We start from the raw sequence: 23476 nt of genomic DNA, 5'->3' as shown, positions 1-23476 counted from the left end.
TCTCTCTTTGTGTGATTATACCACATCAAAAGCAGGTCTTACATCGTCAATCAAAATGGTGATTGGTTGAGCCATTGTCCCCCATCCATCGTAATACAATCTCCATTTATATACGACGCATGCTCCGATAATAAAAAGCTCGCAAGCGCTGCAATTTCCTCAGGTGTGCCCAGTCTGCCAAGAGGAACGCTATCTAATGTTCTTTGCGCTGCTTCTTCTGATTCCCATAGTTTATCTGCTCCGCCTGTTCTCTCGATTGGGCCTGGTGCGATGGCATTGACGCGAATTCGATATTGCCTCCCCCATTCAACAGCAAGCGTTCGAGTCAGGGACAACACGCCGGCCTTTGCTGCCGCCGAATGCGCCACGCCTACACCAGCACCCCATGCATAGGTAGCCACCATGTTAAGTATACTGCCCCTTTTCTTTTGCCGAATCCAGTAATTGCCCACTGCATGGCTGCAAAAAAATGTACCATTTAACACAATATCAATCACAGCTTTCCAGCCGTTAGGAGACAGCTTTTCTGCTGGCACTAAAAAATTTCCTGCTGCGTTGTTAATGAGGGCATCGACATCACCAAATGTATCCACCGCAAACTTGACCATTTGGTCAGCATCCTCTGGGTTTCGCACATCCATTTGGAAGTAAGCGACTGCTCCGCCCTTCTGCTTCATTTCTTTTGCCGTCTTTTCCAGCGTCTCTTCCGTTCTACCAGTAATCACAACATTCCAGCCTTCAGCTGCCAAATGGGCAGCCATTGCCTTCCCCATACCGCTTGATCCCCCTGTGACAATCACTGTTTGCTTCGTCATTTGTTCTCCCCCTTTGTATGATTTGAATGACTATTCATTCATTATTGTCTATCATATCATGATTGACCCTCGGTGCACCATATGGGAGATTATCCAAATATGATGCTATACTTAATTTTATTTATAAAGGAGTCTTATATGAAGCAGCTTTCCCGCAGACAATTTTTAAAAGGAGCAGCTGGTGCGAGTATTCTCGGTTTTTTGGCTACAAGTTGTGGATATGGATATGCCAGGTACATTGAGCCGCGCATGATCGATACCGTGTCACTGACCATTCAAGATGCTCAGCTTCCAGCTTCATTTGACCAGTTTAAAATAGCCCAATTTAGTGACGTTCATTTGAGTGATACATTTCCTGCGAAGGACCTAGAAGCCATCGTTCAGAAAATCAATGCTGCATCTCCAGATCTCATTGTGTTCACAGGTGATCTCGTTGATTTTCAAGCATCCACCCAAGAGCATGAAAAAGCGAAGACTTATTTGAATAAGCTTCATGCTCCGTTCGGTAAACTAGCCATCTACGGAAATCATGACTACGGACCATTCGGAGTGGAGCTTTATGAGAAAACAATGGAGGCTTGTGGATTTACATTATGTAAAAATGATGTGTTTCTATTAGAAAAAGATCATGCACATATTCAGATTGCTGCACTGGATGATCTTATGATGAGCGTGCCTGATTACGATTTGATCAAACGGGAAGTATCATCTGATTTATTTACGTTGCTGCTCGTCCATGAGCCTGATGCAGCATTAGAGCTGAAAACAACACCTATTAACTTGCAGCTTTCCGGGCATACGCATGGCGGTCAAGTGCAGCTGCCTTTCTATGGACCGATTCTCACAGCACCTTATGGCCGTACATATGTAGAAGGTTTATACGAAAGCGATCAGCACCGCATCTATGTCAACCGTGGACTTGGGACAACACGTCTCCCGCTTCGGTTTTTAGCCAAGCCAGAGTTAACCTTTTTTACCTTTACATCTCGTGTATAAATAGAAGCCAAACCGCCCTCTCCTGCATATGTATAATCAGAGTTCTTTTTCATGACAAATGTTAGGAGAAACCTTACTGGGCCTGATTCCGTCCATATAGTATGTCAAGTGACGGCATCATGGCTTCTTTTATTTGAGTAAAAGGAGTGTACTTTGGTGCTGCGATATACAGTGAAAAGAGGAGAAACTCTTGCTTCTATAGCGCTTGATTTTCGAACAACAACAGATGCCTTAAAGGCTGCAAATCCGTCACTTCAAGCTCGCCAGCCTGAACAAAATGAGGTCATCATCATACCTGGTTTGCCAGATCCTAATACGATCCCATACCGCATCTTTGTTTCGATTTCAACGAAACGTCTCGTTTTGTTTTCTGGATCACAGCTTATTCGTTCGTATCCGATTGCAACAGGGAAAATTTTAAATATGACACCGACAGGTTCTTATTATATTGTCAACAGACAGCCAAACCCAGGAGGCCCCTTTGGCGCTTATTGGCTGAGCCTCTCAAAAATTCATTACGGCATTCACGGTACGAATAACCCGTCTTCAATTGGTAAAGCTGTTTCTAGAGGATGCATTCGCATGTATAATCAGAATGTCATCGAGCTTGCTTCACTCGTTCCAAACGGAACACCTGTGACCATTAGCCAGTAGATGAAATCAATTGTACGAATGGTTAAAATTTTATATGATATAAAGTGGGATCTTCAGGTTAAGGAGCGTATTTATGGATATTTTTAAAAACAGAAATTTTGTTCGTCTCTTTTTTGCGGCACTTGCTTCGCAAATGGGGACAACAGTAGGCAATATGGCGTTTGCCTTTTATTTGCTCGACCATTTTAGTCATCAGCCCGCATACGCCACATTGGCTGAACTTATGTATTCTCTTCCTACCGTCTTTGTCTTTTTTATGGTGGGTGTGGTCGCAGACCGTTTTGATCGTAAAAAAGTCGCAGAGAACTGTGATTGGATACGAGCTGGGCTGACGATTGTATTATTCATTGTTATTTATTTTAATTCACTGCCACTTATTTTCTTGATCTTGTTTATTCGAAGTGCTATTACGAAGTTCTTCTATCCAGCTGAAGCTTCTCTCGTTCAGGCGATTTTAAATAAAGATCAATATGCAAAAGCCGCTGGCTTAAATCAAATGCTGTTTAGTTTATTTATGGTATTTGGCGTTGGACTTGGTGCCATTATGTATAAGACGATTGGACTTCACGGTGCCATTACAATTGATTTGGTCAGCTTTATTATTTCAGGCATCCTGATTCGTTCATGTAACATTCCAATTGAAGCGCGTCAGCCAAATGGACAAGCTGGCTGGAGAGGCATGACCATCAAAACGTCTCTGAAAGATTTTAAAGAAGGCATCCTATATATTTTAAAAAATAAATTATTGGCTTCTTTAATTTTTGGCTTTTTTGTTTTCGGTCTAGTCAATGGCGCATTTGCCGTTCTTCCGATGTTTACAATGAAATATGGACTTTCACCAGACCATTTTGAACTGCATACATCCTTCTTTACCATTGCGATCGGTGCAGGCTTGCTCGTTGGAAGCTTAATGGGCTCTGTCCTCGCTAAAAAGGTAAAGATGCAATATCTCATGTCGATTCCAATTTTGGTCGCAGGTATTTTGATTTTTGTCCTTGGTTCTACCCATACCTTATGGTTGTTTTATGTCACGTCATTTGTCATTGGTACATGCATTGGCCCAGTCAACATTGTCATTGGAGGCTGGCTGCCTAGAATCGTCCATCCTCGACTGATGGGTCGTGTGTCAGGATGGGTTGACCCGCTCACTATGTTTGCTCAATCGATGACATTAGGTCTGATTGCGGTATTATTTCCAAAACTCATCACAAATGTTTCTTATATTTATTACGGAATGGGCTTTATTATTTTACTTGTCTTCCTTTTTTACTTCATTACACTGCCAAAGTTTAGCAGAGAAGCTGACGACTTAGACGTGCAGCGTGAACTAAAAGGGCAGGGAGTTCAATAAGTAAATAGCAAAAAGGACTTTCTTTTCAGGAAAGTCCTTTTTGCATGGCTGAAACGTCCTTCATGCATTTTTCTGTTGAGAGAATCTGCTTGAAGCCTTGCTTTATTGATCCATTTTTTCATGTTTTTCACAATAAAATTCCTTTACATCTTTAAACGTTTTATAGTAGGATAGTCAGGTTGGAGGTGAAAGAAATGCTAAAAAGTTACTATTTTATTCATACTAAAAATGAACAGGGACAGTTTGTTGTACATACAGAAGATTGTGCATTTTTAGGCGATGCTGCAAGCCGTACGTTGATTGGCCTGCACATGAATGGCGAAAGCGCCATGGATGAAGCCAAACAAATGACGAATGAAACTGACTTTAATGGTTGTTTTTATTGCGCTTATTCTATTCATACAAAATAATTCATCCTATGCATCACATATACGCGCATATGGTGGGCTGCATATATAAAAAAATATCATTTGAGAAACTACCCATTTTGATAAATAGGTAGTTATCATGAACTAATAGTTCACTTTGTTTATATTTAATTCAGTCAATTCTTCTTATCATTCCTTCTATTGTTCATCGCCCACCCCGCTCATTTTTTCGGCTGATACAATGCCAAGAATAAAATCATATAGACAATACAAGCTGTCCCTATCCATTGGAAAAGTCCGAATGGCTCTTTTAACCAGAAAACAGTCGTGACGACTGCTGCAAGGGGCTCAACACTTCCAATTAAGCTCGACTCTTTTGGTGATAAGTATTGCAAACTTTCTATGTAAAACCAAAAAGCGATCATCGTTCCAAATATGACCACAAACAATAAATAGACATACGCTTCAAAAGGTAAATGAGTGAGATTGACCTTCCATGGAGGATGGATCAAGCTAAGGGCGCCTCCTCCTATAAGCATCGCCCAGCCGACAACCACTAGAGAGTCGAATTGTTTTAACAGGCTGATCGGATATAACGTATAAAACGAGAGCGCCACAGCCGATAGTATTCCCCAAATTACTGCCACAAATGGAACGGTTAATGTTGAAATAGAACCATTCGTCAATAAGAAAAACATACCCGCCAAAGCCAATACCACTGTAATCAAATCTCTTCTAGTGAAGGTTGATTGCCTGCGAATGACCAAATACACGATAATCATGACAGGGGCTGTATACTGCAGCAGCGTTGCCACAGCAGCATTTCCATGTTGAATGGATGCCATATAAGTATATTGAACAGCCAGCATACCCATTAGCCCAAATAGAAGGACTTGCATCGCTGTCCTCTTCTTTTGCCACACACCGAACAGATGTGTTTTTTCTTTTGTCATCACATGAACAAATAAAAGCAATCCCCCTGAAATGAGCAGCCGGACCGTCACAAGCCAATTGACATCAATCCCATATTGCTGAAACAATTTTTGTGAAATCGTTCCTCCTACACCCCAGCAGATGGCGCCTATGAGTACAAGTAAAATGCCCTTTCTCCTATTCATTTTCATTCTCCTCAATTCTTAACAAATCATGATAATATAGTTGATAGTAGTTCACTTTGTTACATATTGATATATTAATTGAACATAAAAATAAAAGAATATTGAGGAGAATTATGCACAACCATCATTTTCTGATTGACTACAACCTGAAAGAATTGACGGAGCATTCTACAACAACATGGCCTATTGCTATTTATCATACGAAAATTCGTCATCATAGAAGCGGCTATATCCCTCTTCACTGGCATGACGAGTTTCAATTTGTCTTTATTTTAGAGGGTGAGGCTGAATTTCATATCAATGAAGAGACATTATATGTAAAGCAAGGAGATGGCATTTTCATCAATAGTGGCTGCCTGCACATGGCAAAAGATCCGAATGGGACGGCATGTACTTATGTTTGTTTAAATGTCTCTCCCTACTTCATCACAGCGAATGAATTATTCACCACTTTTGTCCACCCCTATATGCATGCGAGCCAGACACCTTATATTTTATTCAACCGAAAAGATCACTGGCCAAAGCAGATCTATCAATGCATTCAAACCATTCAACAATTAATTGATGAAACTCCGGTATATTATGAACTTGAACTCAATATTCAGCTTATCACCATTTGGAAATGCTTATTACAAAACGGCTTCCAAATGAAACATGATGCGCGTAAACACGATAAAAATGAACGGATGAAACTTATGCTGAATTGGATTCACCAGCATTATCATGAAAAGATCCTTCTCGAAGATATTGCTCGTGCAGGACAGTTAAGCCGCTCAGAATGCTGCAGATCCTTCAAAGACATTTTAAAGAAATCACCCATGCATTATGTAAATGAATATAGAATTCAGCAAAGCCTCGTCCTGCTCCAAGAAACGAATTTCAATATTACAGAAATCGCCTACCAAGTAGGCTTTAACAGCACAAGTTATTTTATCAATTTGTTTAAAAGAATAAAAAATACGACACCTTTAGCATATAGAAAATTAAAACAGCTGGATTCTCTCCAGATAAAATGGATAGAAGAAAAATAATGCAGAAGGCGTCTTAAATGGCTTTTGTAAATACAAACGATGAGAATGGCTACATTTCAATCGCCCTCGCCTAATGCAGACAAGGGCGTTTTTTATTGCTGTTTTTGTTCTTTTAGTTTCTTAAAAATCACAAATTGATATACTCCGAATAGTACGGTGAGGATCATAATTGCTGTAAATAATTGATCGGCTGGAAGCAAGAAATATACGACAACAAAAGATAAAAGCAACACAAGATAACCTATATTGAATGCTTTTTTGAATGTCATGATATTACCTCCTTTCATTAATAACTTCTATACATACTATATAATCAACAGAAATAGAATCAGTTGAAGTTTTTTGGGGGGAGATTGGGGGGATTCGAACACACAAAATTTTTAACCCTCCATAATCCCTTTATACCAAAGGTTTTCTTTTTACAATATCTCTATTTGCAATTTACTAATAAAAACGTATAATTTATACTAAGCACAGGAAGACGAAAGACAAAGGAGAGAAAAAATGGACGATTATGCTCATACTAAAGACATAGAACCTACAGCAGAAAACATCGCAAAAGCCATTTATACTGTTAACCGCCATGCTAAAACCGCACCAAACCCCAAGTTTCTTTATCTTTTGAAAAAACGCGCGCTGCAAAAACTATTGCAAGAAGGTAAAGGAAGAAAAGTGGGCCTACATTTCTCTAACAATCCCAAGTATAGTCAACAACAGTCCGACGTGCTGATTGAAATTGGAGATTATTATTTTCACCTGCCACCAACGAAAGAAGACTTCGAATTTTTGCCACACTTAGGAAATTTAAATCAATCATATCGCAATCCGAAAGCGAATATGTCATTAAACCGAGCAAAACAAATACTTCAAACATATGTCGGTTTAAAAGAAAAACCTGCCGCCACAAAACAAAAATCACATTACACAAAGCCCGTCTTCAAACGACTCGGGGAAAGTTATTTTTAAACAGAAAAAAACCACTCATGCCGAGTGGTTTTTTGTTTAGATAATAAAATGATCGACCTTTTCAATCAGCTGATGAATTTCTGGTTTACTGATTTGATCATCTGCACCGATCGTTTCCCCTTTATGACGCAAATCTTCAGTAATTAACGAAGAGAAAATAAGAATCGGAATAGAATTTGTTAAAGGATTGTCCTTCAGCAGTTTTGTTAGCCTGTGGCCATCCATTTTAGGCATTTCAATATCCGTAATAATCATATCAATTTCTTCTGTCACACTGATTCCTTTGCTGACAAGATCCATGACATGATCATATGCCTGTTTGCCATCTTCAAAGGTCACAATGTTTTTATAGCCTGCTTCGGTTAATTCATTTGTTAATAAACGCATGAGAAGCGGAGAATCTTCAACGACATACAGCTTCTTCCCTGTTCTTCTCTCGTCTTTCTCACCGTCAAACATATGATACGTATCAACACCTGAAGCGGATTCAATATCATAAATGATTTTTTCGTAATCTGGAAGGAAAATCATTTTTTCATCAAGCTTAATGATGCCCGTTAAATGACGGTCCATCCCTTGATTCAGTGCAGTCGGCTTCTCAATCTCTTCCCAGCTGACGCGGTGAATTTGTGATACTGTTCCTGTATGGAACACAAATTTCCGTTGGTTGAATTCAGTCACAATATATTTCTCTTGTTCCGACTGATCTGACTCGACATTAAAAAAGGAAAATAGATTGATGACTGGTAAAATCTCGCCTCGTAAACTAATCATTCCTTCTACATCTTGGTGAGAGTGCGGTACAACCGTCACCTCAACTGGCTGAATGATTTCTCTTACTTTCATGACGTTAATGCCGAATTGATTTGCACCAATTTCAAACTTCACAATTTCCAATTCATTGGTACCAGAGTCAAGTAAAATTTCTTGTTTATTTAAAGCCACGGAAATCCCTCTATTCTTCAATATTAGATTGTACTTTTTATATCGGCAGCATAGGTAAAAAGTTGACGTTTCTTTACGCTTTCTCTCGAACGAATTGATGAATCACAAGTCCTATCGCTGCAAGGATGAGCAAAGACCCTAGTGCTAGGCGGCTTGCGAGATTTCCGTGCTCTGCAAACAGCAGGGTAACTGAGCCATAAATAATGGGCCCGATAATGGAAGACACCTTCCCTGAGAAGGCAAAAAGGCCAAAAAACTGTCCTCGCTTTTCCTTCGGTGTCAGTTCAATAATCAAGATTCGTGATGCCCCCCAACTTGCGCCAAGTGAAATCCCAAATAAACTGCCAGCTACCCAGAAGACCCATTCGGTTGTCGCTGTCACAGCTAGAATGAGCGCCACAATTAAAATGACATACACGACGGTGATCGAGCGTTTTGCCCCTATCGCTTTTGTGATATAACCAAACAGAAAGGAGCCAATGATACTTGAAATGGTCGACACAAGATAGAGTAAAATAAATTGCCCAGCTGTAAAGCCAATAATGATTTTGGCATAAACAGCCATCATCGCAATTGCTGTTTGTAAGGCATCATTCATAAAAAAGAAGGCGATCATAAAAATAAAAGCTGGCTTGTACCTTTTCATCTCTTTAAACGTGTGAACAATCTCTTTATACCCGCTGAAAAAAGATGTCTTTTTCTCTTGCTGAGGCAGCGGATGAGGATCTTTTACAAAAAAGAGAAAGGGTAGGGAAAAGAGAAGGAATAAAAGAGCTGTTGGGATAAATGCTTCATGAAACTGGTCATTGCCGACAAGTAAATAAACAGAGAGGCCGACAAGTGTCCCTAAATAGCCAACGGCGATACCAAATCCAGAAATAAGCGGGATTTCATCCTTTGTCCCAAGATCGGGCAAAATGGTGTCATAGAAAACAAGACTAGAATGATAGAAAAACTTTGCGATCACAAACAAGGTAACCACGACCAATAAAGAAACAGGCAGCCCAAACCATTCACTTGAGAAATCAATCCCAGCAAAAATCCCCATCAACACCGTACAAGCAATACATATGAACGTAAACACCGTAATGTAGCGTTTCTTTTTTCCTGTACGATCAATCAGCACTCCGTATAAAGGTGTAAAAATGACGAGAAAAAAGCTGGCTAGTGCGTTTGCATAAGAAATAAAGGTGCTGGCGATCTGGTCCATTCTCGCACTGTCCCCGATCGTTTCCTGCAAGTAAAACGGGAAGAAAATGGTGATCATATTTGATGAAAAGATCGTATTTGCAAAATCATACAACGCCCAGGCTAACACAGGTGCTGTCAAAAACAGCCCGAAGCCTGCCCCTTTTTTCTGTGCGGTCTTTTTTCCTGTTCTCAATCGATTGTCTCCCTTCTCTGCCTCTTTTTTCACTATCATTCTATTTTATGTGCTGTTTCCCTCTTCCATACAATAATCTATGAAAAAAAGCACCTCTTACCATATAGCAGAGGTGCTTTTTTCATTATCTCTTCACAACAATTGTACTTGCAATCAAATCGTGAAGTGCTTGTTTTTTCTCTGTGAAAAAAGCAAGGATATATCCAATATATAAGATCGGAGACAAAAAGCCTTTTGCAAAGAAGCGGCCAGTTGCACGCCCGAATGTGACCTTTTCGCCTGTGACTTTTGTGACTTTGATGCCAAGAGCCATCTTCCCGAGTGTTCCTTGTAATTTTGATGATTCCATGATGGCGTAATAAAGCCATGTCACCACGGTCCCCATCAAGACTGCCCCTATATAGAAAATGATCAGTCCCATAATAGCTTCCCATTCCTCATCCGTTATGACGGTTGAAGAATAGTAATAACTGTCGTCATCCATCATCAGAGCTGCACCTGGGCTTGAGACAAAAAAGACTGACGCCAAAATAAACATGATAAAAGCAATTGGTACTCCGATAATGATACCGTCCAAAAGATGTGCAAGAAAACGATAGCCTACGCCTGCTAGCTCAGGATGCTTCTTTTCTTGAATGTGTGGTTCTGTTATGTTGGTTTCCATCCTATTTCTCCTTTATTATGTATGTTTTCTATAAATTTCTTATAATCATTCGTTATTATATCCTATGAATATAGCAAGATCAATGCAGCTTTACACTTTTACATACATTTTAGATCAGTTTGATCTAAATGATTTATGTGAATAAATACTGAAAATTTGTGAAAATCATGGCACTTCTAGTTCTTTTACCTCCTGATTTTTTAACATTTTGTGATATTTTCGTCTTGTTTCCATTATTCTGTTGACATTGATTCTTCAAATGGTACAATAGTCAAGGATTTTTTAAAGAAAGGTGTTCATGATGGGAACTGTTGTATTATTAAAGAACAACGAAATGACTGTAATTGAAGATATTTGCGAAGCTGATTATTTAGATATGAAGCATGGTTTGTCAAACGATGACACAGCTTATATCTCTTGGTACGAAGACTACGATACTGCTTATGGATATTGATTTCATTTCATAGATGAAGCGTAAAAAAGGCGATACAACCTGAGAATAGGTTGATCGCCTTTTTTACGTTTGTAAACTTCTTTCACTTTCAGGTTCCACATGAATAAAGATTTGCGCATGCGGAAATTCGAGCTGAATCTTCTCTTCAATTCGATCACATAATTGGTGAACATCTTCAATGGTTGTCTTTCCATCTACAATCAAATGGAAATCAATATATTCCTCTGCACCAGACCGCCTTGTTCGAAAGTCATGATATTCAATAAATTCTTGACTGAATCCTTGAATGATCGATTCAATTGATTGTTCTTCCTCTGGTGTTAAACGAGCATCAACAAGCGGCGGGAAGGCTTCCTTCATGAGTTTAAACGCTTCACGCATAATAAAGAAGGCCAGAATCATTCCAATGATCGGATCTAGGAAATACCAGTCGGTTAATGCTACAAGCAATAAACTGAATGCCACCCCTAGTGACGTATACACATCCGTTAAAAGGTGCAATGCATTTGATTTCATGGCGACTGAATGTACTCGCTCCGCCTCTTTGTTCACAATTCTCGATACAACAAAATTGATGAGCGCGCCTAGCAGCATGACCACAATGCCAAGCACGGGCAGCTTAACTGGCTCTGGATGCATTAATTTGTGAACACATTCGTATATAATCCAAATGCCAGCAACGAAAATGAGCAGGGTCTCAATCGTTCCAGAAATATTTTCGACTTTTCCATGTCCATAAGGATGTTTAGAATCTGCTGGCTTTCTTGAAATACGAACAGAAATAAATGCAATAAACGACGCCATTAAATCGAGAAACGAATGAATGGCTTCTGATAAAACCGCAACAGATCCGGTTAAGAGACCTACAATGATTTTTAAGATGACAACAAATGTGTTGCTCAGCACGGATAGAAACGCGATTTTCGATGTCTTCGCTGATTGTTCCATCTATCGTCCTCCTTTAGGAGATCGTATGTCTATGAAAGCCATTCCCATGACCATGATTCTCACGTTCTTTCAGTTTACGCAGTTTTGCCGTTTTCTAATCATTCTCATCACAGCCTGTATTTTCTCTTGAGGTTACGCTATAATAAATGTTGCTCTTTCTTTAATATATCACTCATGCGGTGATGGATAGGAGAATAGACTACATATAACGCTATCCAGTGCCTTTCGCAGGTGACATTTATGCAGTGAATGGTAAAATAGGATAAAAACATAAATTTTTAAGGTGATGAGAAATGGAGCATTTGCTGAATCCAAGAGTAAAGGATATTGAAATTTCAGGCATTCGAACATTTTCAAATCTCGTATCGTCATATGAGGATGTCGTTTCATTGACGATAGGTCAGCCCGATTTTTATACGCCGCATCATGTCAAAACAGCTGCCAAAGCAGCCATTGACGAGAATTTCACCTCATACACTCACAATGCTGGTTTCTTAGAGCTAAGACAAGCGATCCAGCATTATATCAAGAAGAAAGTGAATCTTGATTATACTGCAGAGTCAGAAATCATTGTGACAACAGGTGCAAGTCAAGCAATTGATGCTGCGTTTCGAACCATTTTAACAGAAGGCGACGAGGTCATTTTACCTGGACCTGTATACCCCGGATATGAACCGATCATTCGAATGTGTGGTGCCATGCCCGTACATATTGACACAACGAATGCCGGCTTTAAATTGAATGCCAAGCTGATTGAGGATGCGTTAACGGAAAAGACAAAGTGTGTGGTTCTTCCTTACCCTTCAAACCCGACTGGTGTCACGCTTTCAGAAGAAGAATTGAAAGAAATTGCCCAGCTCCTTGAAGGAAAAGACATCTTTATTTTATCCGATGAAATTTACAGTGAGCTGACATTTGACCGGCCGCATCATTCAATTGCCTCTTTCTTAAAAGAACAGACCATTGTCATCAATGGACTGTCTAAATCTCATAGCATGACTGGATGGAGAATTGGCTTTTTATTTGCTTCAGCTCCAATTGCTAAACATGTATTAAAAGTACATCAATATAACGTGTCTTGTGCCTCGGCTGTCTCACAAAAGGCGGCACTTGAAGCTGTGACAAATGGTGTGGATGATGCACTGATCATGAGAGAGCAATATAAGAAAAGACTCGATTATGTATATGATCGGCTCATTTCTATGGGGCTTCCGGTGATTAAACCTTCTGGCGCTTTTTATATTTTTCCATCCATTGAATCGTTTGGGATGAGTTCCTTTGATTTTTGCATGGAGCTGTTAGAAAGTACAAGACTTGCGGTCGTCCCAGGCTCTGCTTTCTCTCCACTCGGCGAAGGGTATGTGCGCCTGTCTTATGCTTATTCACTTGAAACGCTGAAAGAAGGACTTGACCGGCTAGAACAATTTGTACTTGAAAAACGTTCCATTCATTCGCTAGATTGAAACAACGGCTCTCTTGCCGTTGTTTTTATTTTGCAGGAAACATGATGTGAAATACGGTGCCCTTTTCAGGCTGACTATCCACACGGATCGTCCCATTATGATTTTCTAAAATATTAAATGTGACCATAAGGCCAAGTCCAGTTCCTTTTTCCTTTGTGGTTAAAAAGGGCTCTCCAATCCGCTTCATCACCGCTTCAGGAATGCCGACCCCTTCATCACGAATGGTGACAAGTATTCCATCACTTTCTGCTTTAGCTGTGATGTCTACCTTTCCTCCGTCCGGCATGGATTCTACGGCATTTTTGATTAAATTGATAAACACTTGCTTGAGCTGATTTTGATCCCCGTTCATCAGGAGACCTTCCTCTATCTCACTTGTGTTCATTAAAATGCCATTTAAGTTCGCTTGTGTTTCTAACAAAGCCGTAACTTCGCTGATGATTTTTTTCAAATCAAGCGTCTGCATTGAGGACGTTTGCTGCGGTTTCGCCAGCATTAGCAACTCACTCAAAATAATTTCTATTCGGCTCAGCTCAGAGAAAACAATCTCGAAGTATTGATCGCGATCTTTTGTTTTCGGTTTAATGAGCTGTAAAAAGCCTTTGATGGCGGTTAATGGGTTTCTGATTTCATGTGCAATGCCAGCCGCCAATTGACCTGCGATCGATAATTTTTCTGAGCGGAGCATGAGCTCTTCTGTCTGCTTACGTTCGGATATATCTCTTAAAATAATTTGAACCGCTGTTTCTCCAAAGAATGTAGTTGGGATACAGACCATTTCTGTATAAATCAGCTTATGCTTAAATGTATGACAGCTCATCGTGACAATCTCGGAATCTGATGCTCTTTCAATAATACGAGATAAGCTCTTTTTGACCTTCTGCTGATCACAGGAATGAATTTGATGAAAGATATCCTTTCCTATTAATTTATCGTAATGCTCGGCTTCAAATAATTTAATACCTGATTCATTCATAAACACCCATTTGTGATCATGGATGACCGCAATCGTGTCAATGGAGTTTTGAATGAGCAGCTGATACCTTTCCCGGCTTTTTTGAAGAACAGTTTGGAATTTTTTACGGGATGAGATGTCCACGAGCAGCAAAAGCTCTGCCCGCTGATTTTGATAAATCGTCGGTGATGACTTTACCTCAATATGAATACTGCTCCCATCTTGACGCTTCCATATCTGTTCAATCATTCCGACTGGAAGGCCTTGCTGCAGCCTTGTTATGCGGCTTCTGACAATATCATGGTACTCTTCAGCAATAAAATCAAACGCGGACTTGCCGATCATGTCATCTCTTGCACTTACCCCCATTAATTGCAGCATCGCATCATTCGCATACACAATTTTCCCTAAAGTCGTAATACATAACGGATTTGGCAGCATGGCAATCAATTGTTCAGCTTCACCGACATTTTGGAAAGCCGGCAGACTGCCCAGCGACTGTTCTGCTACTTTTGATGCTTCTTGAAATGCTGCTTTTTGGGGCTTAGTATCCAGCACCCTCATTTTCAGGATCATTTCTCTACTTACTTCGTTGTCTAACCCATCACAAGCAACAAAATCAATGCTTGCTTCGACCCATACAGCTGTCAGATCACTTCTTAGCAGTCTAAAGTGGCAAACCTCTAGCATGTGCTGATTGTAAAAATAACTTTCGACGAGAAATTGATCTTCGGTATGAACAAAGTCTTTCAAAAAACACCCTAGTAAATCCTTTTGTTCATAGAGCAAAAGCTGCTTACAGTTGGAAGAAATGTAGAGAAAGCGGCCATTAGAAGAAAGAACGGCATGTAAATCGATGTTCGAATACAATTGATTCGAATCTTTCATTTGTTGTTCCATCGTCGTCCGACCCTCCTTTTCATTTTTTAGGGTTGTCCTTAGATTGATGTATAAAAAAGATTCGCTAGAAAACCCGTATTTTCCTTCTGTCATCGAGGGAAACGTCCATATTTTCAGCAAAAAGGGAGCACTTTCTGCTGCTGTGCTCCCTGCGGTTTATTGTTTTTCATATTTCTTTTGTAATTCAACGTACTTATCCACAATTTTACTTGGGATATTTTTAATGACAGGATCTTTATCTGAGACATAAGGTGTCACGACACTAAACGCTACCTCTGGATTAGAAGAAGGATAATATCCTCCAAAGGTTAAATTGTACGTGGCATTTCCCCACCAGCTGCGGTTGGCACCATAGTAGAAGGTTTGCGCTGTACCCGTTTTTCCCGCGACATCATGCTGACCAAATCGGCCAGCGGCAGTTCCGCCTGTTGATGTAACCATTTTCAGTCCCGTTTTTACGCGGTCAATATCTGCTTTCGAGTTGTTAATCGTATTCAGCACCTTCGGCTCATATTTTTTTACGACTGGGCCTACTTCATTCTTCTTCGTTGGAAGATGAACACTTTTCACTACTCTTGGCTGAATACGGCTCCCTCCATTGGCAATTGTCGACATGTATTGTGCCACTTGGAGCGGTGTATACGTATCATACTGACCAATTGCTTCATCAAGCAAGAGTCCGCCGACCGTCTTAGGATGCGTCTGCATCCCGCTTGATTCCTGCGGCAGATCGATCCCTGTTTTTACGCCAAGACCGAATTGCGCATAGTAGTTTCTCATTTTTTGTAAGTGCTCAGGTCTTGCAGGTAACGGTCCATTCTTTTGATAGGTGATGCCCGCCATTCTCATTGCAACATGGAACATGTAAACGTTGGAACTTTTTTGGAGTGCCCGAAGGTCGTTCACCCACCCAAGATTGTTGTAAGACTTCTTCGGCTTTCCACTTCCTGCAAAATAGAGCGGTGTATCCATATAGGATTGGTTGTGTGACATCCCGTCCTGATAACCGCCAAGTACTGTGGCTCCTTTGACAACAGAGCCCATTTCATACTGAGTCGTAAATGTTCCGATCGCATAATCTGTGACGTCTCTGCCGTCCATTTTCTTGCCCGACATGGCGAGAACATCCCCTGTGTGAGGATCCATCATGACGACAAAGGCACGATCCATCATATAGTTTCTCGCACTGGCCGATCTAAGCTCTGATTCGACGATTTTGTCGACTTCCTTTTGCAGCTCCATATCAAATGTCAGCGCAAGATCAAGTCCTCTTCGTCCTTCTGTCCGCTTGATTTCATCAAGCAGCTTCCCGCCAACCTGTGTATATTGAACGGTTGCTTTCTCTGGGTTCAGAAAATCCTCATATTGATATTCTAAATAGCTCTTCCCTACACGGTCATTTCGCGAGTAGCCTCTTGCCATATAGTAATCTTCACGTTCTTTAATAATTCCTTGCTCTGGTGTAGTTACACCGCCAAGTACATTATAAAGGGTCTTTTCATACGGATATTTTCTTGTCCAGTCATTGATGACGTTCACACCTGGCAGTTCATCAAGATGCTCTGAGACAAGTGAAATCTCTTCATATGTCAAACTCACGGATGAAGTCTGTTTTGATTCTTTCGTTTCATCGAGTAAAGCAACTTTTTCGTCCCCTTTTTTCTCTTCGTTTGGGTCCATTGCCTTCACGATTTGAGGTTCAAAGGCATATCCGCCTGTAAATCTACGGTAGATCGCTGCAACAGCTTTTTCCTCCGCATCCTTTTCGATCGCTTTGACTTCTTTCTTTGGGACACGCTCTACTTGAAGCGGATAGACATCCTTTGCATCGATATCCTTTTTCTCCGCTTTTGAAATGAGATTATCCGCTTCTTTCGGATGGCTCGCCAGCCAAAAATCCCGAATGTCACGCTCTCTCAAAAAATCAGTATCCATTTTTATATAAGTCGCAAGTTTTCTTGCTACCTTAATCTTATCCTTCGCTTTCACACCGCTTTCTGATGTATAAACGATGGCAGGTACACTTTCGTTATCAACGACGACTCTTCCTCTCGCGTCATACATTTTTCCTCTTGGAGACGGGTATGATGCCGTTTTGACCTCTGTTCGGTTGGCTTGCTTTTTATAATCTTCACCATTGACGATTTGCAGCACACCAAGCTTGATCACAAGTCCAGCAAATAAACTAAATACAGCGAAGAAAAAGAGATTAATCCTCCAGGCGTTCCGGCGCTTCATTTTTTTCTGCTCGGCAGCACCTTGATGCTGTTTCTCTCCCACTTATGTAGCTCCTCTCATCCTTTTCAATCTTTTACAATTACCACTCATTATTGTAACACTTTTGTAATAGTTGTTACAGCGAAACGAGTGAAAAAAAGCTGTCAATCCCTAATCTGCAAAAAAATATACTAACACTTTAAAATATTGGTATGTTTATGTCGTTTTCTTTAAATGGAAAAATTCCCTATCCTTTGATATGAAGCGGCTCTTACTATGACTTTAACAAAAATGACAAACTGGTATTGTCAATGGAGGATGCTGGTACGTTTATAACAAAAAGTCCATGGTATGATTTTTTGTGAGAAAACAAAACAAAGATTTTAGGAGGAGTTACAATATGAAGAAGAAATCATTCTTTTTTTCAGCGCTGACAGCTGCTGCACTCATCACATTCACTGGGGGACATTCGGCTGATGCGAAGGAGCTTAACCTGAAACAAGTGATAAACGTACAGCATCAAGCCATTGATCTTCATACATTAGCAGCAAAATTACATATCTCTTCAGATGTAAACAAGCTAAGCAAGTCAAATCAAAAAGAGATCGAAGCTCTATTAAACAAGCTGATCAAAAGCGGCCAGCCTGTTACTGGAACAAAAGTAGTAAAAGAAGTAAACAAAGCAAAACAAGAACAAAAACAAGAATCAGTGAAAAAACCAACTGCTTCTAAACCAAGCACTCCAGCAAAAGAAAACACAAACAGCAATAGCAACACAAAAGCTGACCAAAAAGACACAAATGCATCAAAAGCAGACAGCAGCTTAAATGCATTTGAAAAAGAAGTGGTCGAGCTTACAAATAAAGAGCGTGCAAAGCAAGGCTTAAAGGCACTTTCTGTGGATTCTAAATTAAGCAAATCTGCTCGCGCAAAATCTCAAGATATGAAAGATAAAAACTATTTCTCTCATACAAGCCCAACTTATGGATCTCCATTTGATCAAATGAAGCAATTCGGTATCACTTACAAATCAGCAGGTGAAAACATTGCTCAAGGTCAAAGATCTCCTCAAGAAGTTGTAACAGCATGGATGAACAGTGAAGGCCACAGAGCGAACATTTTAAACAAAAGCTATACACATATCGGTGTTGGTTATGTGAAATCTGGCAACTACTGGACGCAGCAATTCATCGGAAAATAATATTAAAAAAACCTGTCCTTATTTGGGACAGGTTTTTAATTTGTCTAGTTTTTCAGCAATGCGAGGGCTTGTTTACACGCTGCAAACTGTTCCACATAGGCGGGGCAGTTTTTTATTTGACCCATAATTTATAGATGCTTTGTGTCCCGCTGTTTTCTTCGCCCTGTTCACTCAGCTTTTCATAAAGTGACTTCGCAAGTGAGAGCCCTGGCATTTCTTCTCCCATCAGCTCTGCTTCTTCAAGTGCAATGCCCATATCCTTGATAAAATGCTTTACATAAAACCCTGGCGCGAAATCGCCTTTCAGCATTCTTGGTGCAAGGTTTGACAAAGACCAGCTGCCGGCTGCACCTGTTGTGATGCTTTTGAGCACCTGCTCTGGATCAAGCCCTGATTTTTCGGCATAAGCCATTGCCTCTGCGACACCGACCATCCCCGCTGCGATGGCAATTTGGTTACACATTTTTGTATGCTGACCGCTTCCTGCCGGTCCTTGATATTGAATGTTTTCACCCATTTGCTCAAATACCGGCAGGCAGGCTTCATAGGCAGACTTTTCTCCGCCGATCATAATGGCCAGGGTGCCATTTTGAGCGCCTATGTCTCCCCCTGATACAGGTGCATCTAATGCAAATACACCTCTTTCCTTCGCTTTCAACTCAATTTCTTTTGCAAGCTGAGGCTTCGAGGTCGTCATATCAATGAGATATGTTCCAGGCGCGGCATGTGCCACAAGCCCATCTTCACCTAAATAGATCTCTTCTACATCCGATGGATATCCCACCATTGTGATGACAGCATCTGCATTTTCTGCAATGTCCTTTACTGCCGGTTTCCATGATGCTCCTTTTTGAATCAATGCGTCTGCTTTTGCTTTCGTTCTTGTATAAACGATCACTTCATAGCCTGCATCCATTAAATGTCCTGCCATACTGCGCCCCATTACACCGATTCCTATAAAACCAACTGTTTTGATTTGTGCCATCACTTGTTCCTCCTTAAAGAGACTTTGTCAAGCCACCATCGATGATCAGTGTTTGACCTGTCATATATGTATTGGCTTCAGATAAAAGAAAAGCTGCATATGCTGCAAATTCCTCTGGCTGTCCATAGCGGCCAAGCGGGATCGCTTGTTCAGCCTGTGCTTTGATTTCTTCAACCGTTCGATTCTCTCTTTGTGCGCGGTGCTTTTCCAGCTGTTTGACGCGGTCTGTTTCAATTTTTCCGGGTGCTAACGTATTGATCAAAACACCATCCTTTGCCAGCTCCTGAGCGACTGTTTTTGTCCAGCCGGCTATAGCTGGTCTAAATGTATTCGACAGCATCAAGCCTGGGATCGGTTCTTTCACTGACATTGACGCAATGTTTAACACACGTGCACCACGTTTTTTCAAATAAGGTAATGCCTCTTTTAATAACCGAATATAGCTGAGTAAATGAAGCTGAAATGATTCGATCCAATCTTCATCTGTTAAGGTGTCAAGCGTTCCTGTTTTAGGTCCGCCTGTATTGTTCACAAGAATGTCTAGACGTTGCTCATCGCCAGCCGCCGCTTGAACAAGCGCCTTAATTTGCCTGGCGTCAGATACGTCACATACTTGATAAGTCAGCTGTCCTTTGGCAAATGGAGACAGCTCGTTGACTGTTTCTTTCAGCGTTTGTTCATGTCTTCCCGAGAGCATTACATCCGCTCCCTCTTTTGCTAGAGCAAAGGCAATCGCTTTTCCGATACCTTGACTGCTTGCAGCGACCAATGCTTTTTTTCCAGTTAGTTTGACATCCATGTAAGCACCTCCTCTCGTTCATTTTATCATACAAAAAGAACCTTGCTCACGTCGCAAGGTTCCTTTCCGCGAATCACACCTTAAATCGGTCAACCGCCTGACGCAGTGCCTGGCTTGATTCGTTTAGCATTTCAGTTGAGGTTTTCGTTCTTTCTAACGCTTGAACTTGTTCATCTGTAGACGCATGCACTTCCTCAGCTGAGGCAGCAGATTCTTCTGAAATAGCAGCAATACTTTGAATGGATTCACTCATCTTCTGCTGTTCTTCTGTCATTTCATTGATCTGTGTATGAATGCTATCGATTGAACCGACAAGTGCCTGCATTTCCATTGTGATGCTGCTGAGTGCCTCACCTGTTGCATTAATGGCATCACCTTGTTCCTCATTCATTCTACTTGCTGCTGTCATTGCTTCCGCCGCTTTTTTCGATTCATCTTGAATGAGTTTGACGGTTTCGCTAATGTGTTTTGTTGACTGTGCAGATTGTTCAGCAAGCTTTCTGACTTCTTCTGCAACTACAGCAAATCCTCGTCCGCTTTCTCCTGCTCTCGCCGCTTCAATACTTGCATTCAGTGCAAGTAAATTCGTTTGATCAGAGATTTCAGAGATGGCAGTCACGACGTTTTCAATATTTTTCGTTTTATGCTCAAGATCTAGCAGCATTTGCTCAACCTTTTTCGATTCATCGCTCGCTTGTGTTGATTTTTGGACGAGCACACCAAGTGCATCAAGACCTTTATAGCTTGCATCTTCAGATGATTTTGAGTTGGTTTGCATTTGTGTGGCGAGTTCACCCATATGGCGCACTTTCTCATACAATTGCTCTGATTTCTCATTAATCGTTTCTGCATCTGATGCCTGCTTAGTCGCCCCTGTTGCCACCTCTTGAATCGCCGTTGCAATCTGTTCGCTAGACAGCAAGGTCTCATTTGAAATTTGGGTCACTTCATCCGCTGATTCCACAACTTGATCTGAAGCCCCTTTCACTTTTTCAATTAACTCCCTGATGTCCTCGGTCATTTGATTAAAACTTTTCGTAAGGAAACCAATTTCATCTTGAGACTTCGTTTCAAGCGTGCTTGTTAAATCGCCTTCTGACACCTTACGAGCATGCTCTATTAGACGCTTGATTGGCGTTGTGATACTTCTTGCCAATAAGAAGCTGAGGATCATCGCAAGAATAATGGCAATGACGGATATAATGATGCTAGTCTGATTCATTTTTTCTGTAATCCAAAGCAGTTGCTTTTTCTCAAAGCTGACACCAACCGTCCAATCGGCTTCTTTGATTTTAGATATGACCGTCAGTTCTCTACTGTCATCAATACCTGAGTTGTCGATCGCTTTTTTCACAGAAGCGACCTTTGATATATTTTTTCCTTGCTCTGTTGGATGCGCCAAAAGGGTGCCTGTGCCATCAACTAAGAAAGCGGTCCCCTTATAAGGAATCTCTTGTTCATTGATATAGGACTGAATCGAGGACAGCTTCAAATCAAGTCCAGCGACCCCAATGACCTTTCCATCTTTGACAATCGCCTTCGTGGCTGAGACAATCACTTTTTTCGTTGCTTCATCAACATATGGATCTGTCCAAACGACCTGATCAGGCTTTTCGGCTGCTTGTTTAAACCAGCCTTGTTTAGATGGATCATAGCCTTCGCCAAGATCGAACTCTGGGAAGCCGAGCATTTTGCCATCAATTGTTCCAATATAGGTAAACGAAATGAGTTTATCCTGTTCCTGCAATTTTTTTAGTGCATCTGTTTCATAAGCTAATGTTTGTTTTGTTTGTTTTTGCGCAAATTCTTCAGTCATTGTACTTGTTGCCACTTTGTTAATGGTATTGCCGTAATTATCAAGCTTTTCTGTAATAATGTCTTTCAGGCTTTCTGCCGTTGCTGCTGCGGTGGTTTTTGCATCTCGTTCAATAAGTGGTCTTAACACTAAGTTAGAACCCACTTGAACAGCCACGACGGTTAAAATTAAAATAACTGAGATGAAAACAGCTATTCTCACTTGAAGTTTCTTAAACATCTCCTCACACCCCTACATCTACTTTCACACCTTATTTTATATATCGGCAAAATGGGTAAAGCATTCAATAGTTGTAAGAAAATTTAAATAGAAAAAGCAAGCCCTATAGGCTTGCTTTAAGTAAAATATTCAATCTTTGCAGACGGAAAGTACTGATCAATATATGATTCTAACGTCTCTCTTAGTTCTTGTTCCTCATCTTTTTGGTAGATATATTTCCCAATCCCATATCTCCCCCACTTGTATCGTCTTTTTTCTTCATCTAATTCTAATTTAGATTTCGGGTAGTTTTTTTGAATCACACGCTTTGCTGGTTTTGTAAAGCGATGCTGAATCATTTCAAAGGTGATATCGTCTCTCACATCATCAGAAAGGGCTGCATCGAGCTTTTCAAATAAAACTTTATATCCTTCCTGCCAGCCTTCGTGGATGTAGATGGGAGCAATAATAAAGCCAAGAGGATAGCCTGCCTTTGCGACCTTAACAGCCGCTTCAATCCGCTGATCAAGCGGTGATGTGCCAGGCTCGAAATATTTAATGACATAATCGGCATTAATACTGAAACGGAATCTTGTCCGGCCATTATGCTTTGCATCTAACAGATGATCAACATGATGGAATTTCGTGACAAATCGAAGCTTTCCTAGGTCGGTTTGCCCAAAGTATTCAATCGCTCTTTTGAGAGTGTGTGTCAAATGATCAATTCCTACGATGTCTGAAGTACATGATGCTTCAAATCTTGTGATATCTGGCGCTCGCTCGTTCATGTACTGCTCAGCTTGATCTAATATTTCTTCTACATTGACGTATGTTCGAATGTAGGGCTTACTTCCCATTGTTGTTTGCAAATAGCAATAATGACAATGTCCCATACATCCTGTTGCAAATGGGATCGCATACTCTGCAGATGGTTTAGACGAGTCAAACTTCAATGTCTTTCTCACACCAATGACAAGCGTTGACTTCGCGTTACGATATTTTTGCAGGTCATTTTTCCCCGGAATATTTCTTACCTGGTTGTGTGAGGTTGTTTCTCTTATTTCGATTCCCATACCCTCGAACTTTTCCTTCAGCTCTCGTCCTAACGGGTACTCTAACGCCCGGGGTTCAATGTAAACAAGCTGGGGGACGAAAGGTTTGATCATATTAAGCACATCCTTACCTTTAACGTTTTTATACCGTTACTTTAACCGCACAGGATGGCTTTTATCCTTTCTAAAATCTCCC

The 23476-nt window shown here is 40.7% G+C and carries 22 protein-coding genes; 9 read left to right on the top strand and 13 right to left on the bottom strand.

The window, feature by feature from the left end:
• Window positions 1-50: 50 nt before the first annotated feature.
• Window positions 51-815, bottom strand: coding sequence for a 2,4-dienoyl-CoA reductase (fadH, locus tag AOQ70_RS14335; protein ID WP_039178144.1), 765 nt, complete (start codon window positions 813-815; stop codon window positions 51-53).
• Window positions 816-953: 138 nt separating this feature from the next.
• On the opposite strand from fadH, the gene AOQ70_RS14330 reads away from it, so the two are divergent.
• The 4 genes from AOQ70_RS14330 to AOQ70_RS14315 all read left to right on the top strand — a co-directional run bounded on the left by AOQ70_RS14330 (window position 954) and on the right by AOQ70_RS14315 (window position 4226).
• Window positions 954-1811, top strand: a complete 858-nt coding sequence (locus tag AOQ70_RS14330) for a metallophosphoesterase (RefSeq protein WP_059376973.1) — start codon at window positions 954-956, stop codon at window positions 1809-1811.
• A 156-nt stretch (window positions 1812-1967) separates the two neighbouring features.
• Complete coding sequence (locus AOQ70_RS14325) at window positions 1968-2465, top strand: L,D-transpeptidase family protein (protein WP_059376971.1); 498 nt, start codon at window positions 1968-1970, stop codon at window positions 2463-2465.
• 73 nt (window positions 2466-2538) lie between these two features.
• Window positions 2539-3816: an MFS transporter gene (locus AOQ70_RS14320; RefSeq protein WP_039178137.1), complete on the top strand. Its 1278-nt coding sequence runs from the start codon at window positions 2539-2541 to the stop codon at window positions 3814-3816.
• A 194-nt stretch (window positions 3817-4010) separates the two neighbouring features.
• Window positions 4011-4226 (top strand): hypothetical protein, encoded by a 216-nt coding sequence (locus AOQ70_RS14315; protein WP_039178134.1) that lies wholly within the window; start codon window positions 4011-4013, stop codon window positions 4224-4226.
• Window positions 4227-4405: 179 nt separating this feature from the next.
• On the opposite strand, the gene AOQ70_RS14310 is transcribed toward AOQ70_RS14315, so the two are convergent.
• On the bottom strand, window positions 4406-5302 hold the full coding sequence (locus AOQ70_RS14310; protein ID WP_059376968.1) for a DMT family transporter: 897 nt from the start codon (window positions 5300-5302) through the stop codon (window positions 4406-4408).
• Between the two features lie 113 nt (window positions 5303-5415).
• On the opposite strand from AOQ70_RS14310, the gene AOQ70_RS14305 reads away from it, so the two are divergent.
• Window positions 5416-6333 (top strand): AraC family transcriptional regulator, encoded by a 918-nt coding sequence (locus AOQ70_RS14305; protein ID WP_059376965.1) that lies wholly within the window; start codon window positions 5416-5418, stop codon window positions 6331-6333.
• Between the two features lie 92 nt (window positions 6334-6425).
• On the opposite strand, the gene AOQ70_RS19795 is transcribed toward AOQ70_RS14305, so the two are convergent.
• The gene (locus AOQ70_RS19795; protein WP_180272404.1) at window positions 6426-6602 is read right to left on the bottom strand and encodes a hypothetical protein; all 177 of its coding nucleotides are present in this window, start codon (window positions 6600-6602) and stop codon (window positions 6426-6428) included.
• A 235-nt stretch (window positions 6603-6837) separates the two neighbouring features.
• Here AOQ70_RS19795 and AOQ70_RS14300 point away from each other — a divergent pair, with 235 nt between their 5' ends.
• Window positions 6838-7299, top strand: coding sequence for a YkyB family protein (locus AOQ70_RS14300; protein WP_008356877.1), 462 nt, complete (start codon window positions 6838-6840; stop codon window positions 7297-7299).
• Window positions 7300-7335: 36 nt separating this feature from the next.
• On the opposite strand, the gene AOQ70_RS14295 is transcribed toward AOQ70_RS14300, so the two are convergent.
• The 3 genes from AOQ70_RS14295 to AOQ70_RS14285 form a co-directional block, all read right to left on the bottom strand.
• Window positions 7336-8244 carry a chemotaxis protein gene (locus tag AOQ70_RS14295; RefSeq protein ID WP_024424709.1) on the bottom strand — a complete coding sequence of 303 codons (909 nt, stop codon included), beginning with the start codon at window positions 8242-8244 and terminating at the stop codon, window positions 7336-7338.
• A gap of 73 nt (window positions 8245-8317) precedes the next feature.
• Window positions 8318-9628, bottom strand: coding sequence for an MFS transporter (locus AOQ70_RS14290; protein ID WP_059377106.1), 1311 nt, complete (start codon window positions 9626-9628; stop codon window positions 8318-8320).
• Between the two features lie 124 nt (window positions 9629-9752).
• Window positions 9753-10292 (bottom strand): RDD family protein, encoded by a 540-nt coding sequence (locus tag AOQ70_RS14285; RefSeq protein WP_058837782.1) that lies wholly within the window; start codon window positions 10290-10292, stop codon window positions 9753-9755.
• Window positions 10293-10593: 301 nt separating this feature from the next.
• Between AOQ70_RS14285 and AOQ70_RS19790 the strand changes: the two genes are divergently transcribed.
• Window positions 10594-10746, top strand: a complete 153-nt coding sequence (locus AOQ70_RS19790) for a hypothetical protein (protein ID WP_180272403.1) — start codon at window positions 10594-10596, stop codon at window positions 10744-10746.
• Between the two features lie 63 nt (window positions 10747-10809).
• Here AOQ70_RS19790 and AOQ70_RS14280 read toward each other — a convergent pair whose 3' ends face one another.
• The gene (locus AOQ70_RS14280; RefSeq protein WP_058837783.1) at window positions 10810-11694 is read right to left on the bottom strand and encodes a cation diffusion facilitator family transporter; all 885 of its coding nucleotides are present in this window, start codon (window positions 11692-11694) and stop codon (window positions 10810-10812) included.
• A 293-nt stretch (window positions 11695-11987) separates the two neighbouring features.
• Between AOQ70_RS14280 and AOQ70_RS14275 the strand changes: the two genes are divergently transcribed.
• A complete protein-coding gene (locus tag AOQ70_RS14275) occupies window positions 11988-13157 on the top strand; it encodes an aminotransferase A (RefSeq protein WP_059376961.1) in 1170 nt (389 codons plus the stop codon).
• Between the two features lie 25 nt (window positions 13158-13182).
• Here AOQ70_RS14275 and AOQ70_RS14270 read toward each other — a convergent pair whose 3' ends face one another.
• Both AOQ70_RS14270 and AOQ70_RS14265 read right to left on the bottom strand, forming a co-directional pair.
• Complete coding sequence (locus AOQ70_RS14270) at window positions 13183-15012, bottom strand: PAS domain-containing sensor histidine kinase (RefSeq protein ID WP_059376958.1); 1830 nt, start codon at window positions 15010-15012, stop codon at window positions 13183-13185.
• A gap of 156 nt (window positions 15013-15168) precedes the next feature.
• A complete protein-coding gene (locus tag AOQ70_RS14265; RefSeq protein ID WP_059376955.1) occupies window positions 15169-17292 on the bottom strand; it encodes a peptidoglycan D,D-transpeptidase FtsI family protein in 2124 nt (707 codons plus the stop codon).
• Window positions 17293-17629: 337 nt separating this feature from the next.
• Here AOQ70_RS14265 and AOQ70_RS14260 point away from each other — a divergent pair, with 337 nt between their 5' ends.
• On the top strand, window positions 17630-18430 hold the full coding sequence (locus AOQ70_RS14260) for a CAP domain-containing protein (RefSeq protein WP_039178119.1): 801 nt from the start codon (window positions 17630-17632) through the stop codon (window positions 18428-18430).
• Between the two features lie 112 nt (window positions 18431-18542).
• Here AOQ70_RS14260 and AOQ70_RS14255 read toward each other — a convergent pair whose 3' ends face one another.
• The 4 genes from AOQ70_RS14255 to splB form a co-directional block, all read right to left on the bottom strand.
• Complete coding sequence (locus AOQ70_RS14255) at window positions 18543-19415, bottom strand: NAD(P)-dependent oxidoreductase (protein ID WP_059376952.1); 873 nt, start codon at window positions 19413-19415, stop codon at window positions 18543-18545.
• 13 nt (window positions 19416-19428) lie between these two features.
• Window positions 19429-20214: an SDR family oxidoreductase gene (locus tag AOQ70_RS14250; protein ID WP_059376947.1), complete on the bottom strand. Its 786-nt coding sequence runs from the start codon at window positions 20212-20214 to the stop codon at window positions 19429-19431.
• A gap of 73 nt (window positions 20215-20287) precedes the next feature.
• Window positions 20288-22249 carry a methyl-accepting chemotaxis protein gene (locus AOQ70_RS14245; RefSeq protein WP_059376944.1) on the bottom strand — a complete coding sequence of 654 codons (1962 nt, stop codon included), beginning with the start codon at window positions 22247-22249 and terminating at the stop codon, window positions 20288-20290.
• Window positions 22250-22365: 116 nt separating this feature from the next.
• Window positions 22366-23394, bottom strand: a complete 1029-nt coding sequence (splB, locus tag AOQ70_RS14240) for a spore photoproduct lyase (RefSeq protein WP_039178111.1) — start codon at window positions 23392-23394, stop codon at window positions 22366-22368.
• Window positions 23395-23476: the final 82 nt, after the last annotated feature.

This window comes from Bacillus sp. AM 13(2015) (assembly GCF_001518755.1).
Taxonomy (GTDB): domain Bacteria; phylum Bacillota; class Bacilli; order Bacillales; family Bacillaceae; genus Bacillus; species Bacillus safensis.
The sequence above is the reverse complement of the archived record's forward strand: the minus strand, read 5'-3'. Positions and strand labels throughout refer to the sequence as shown.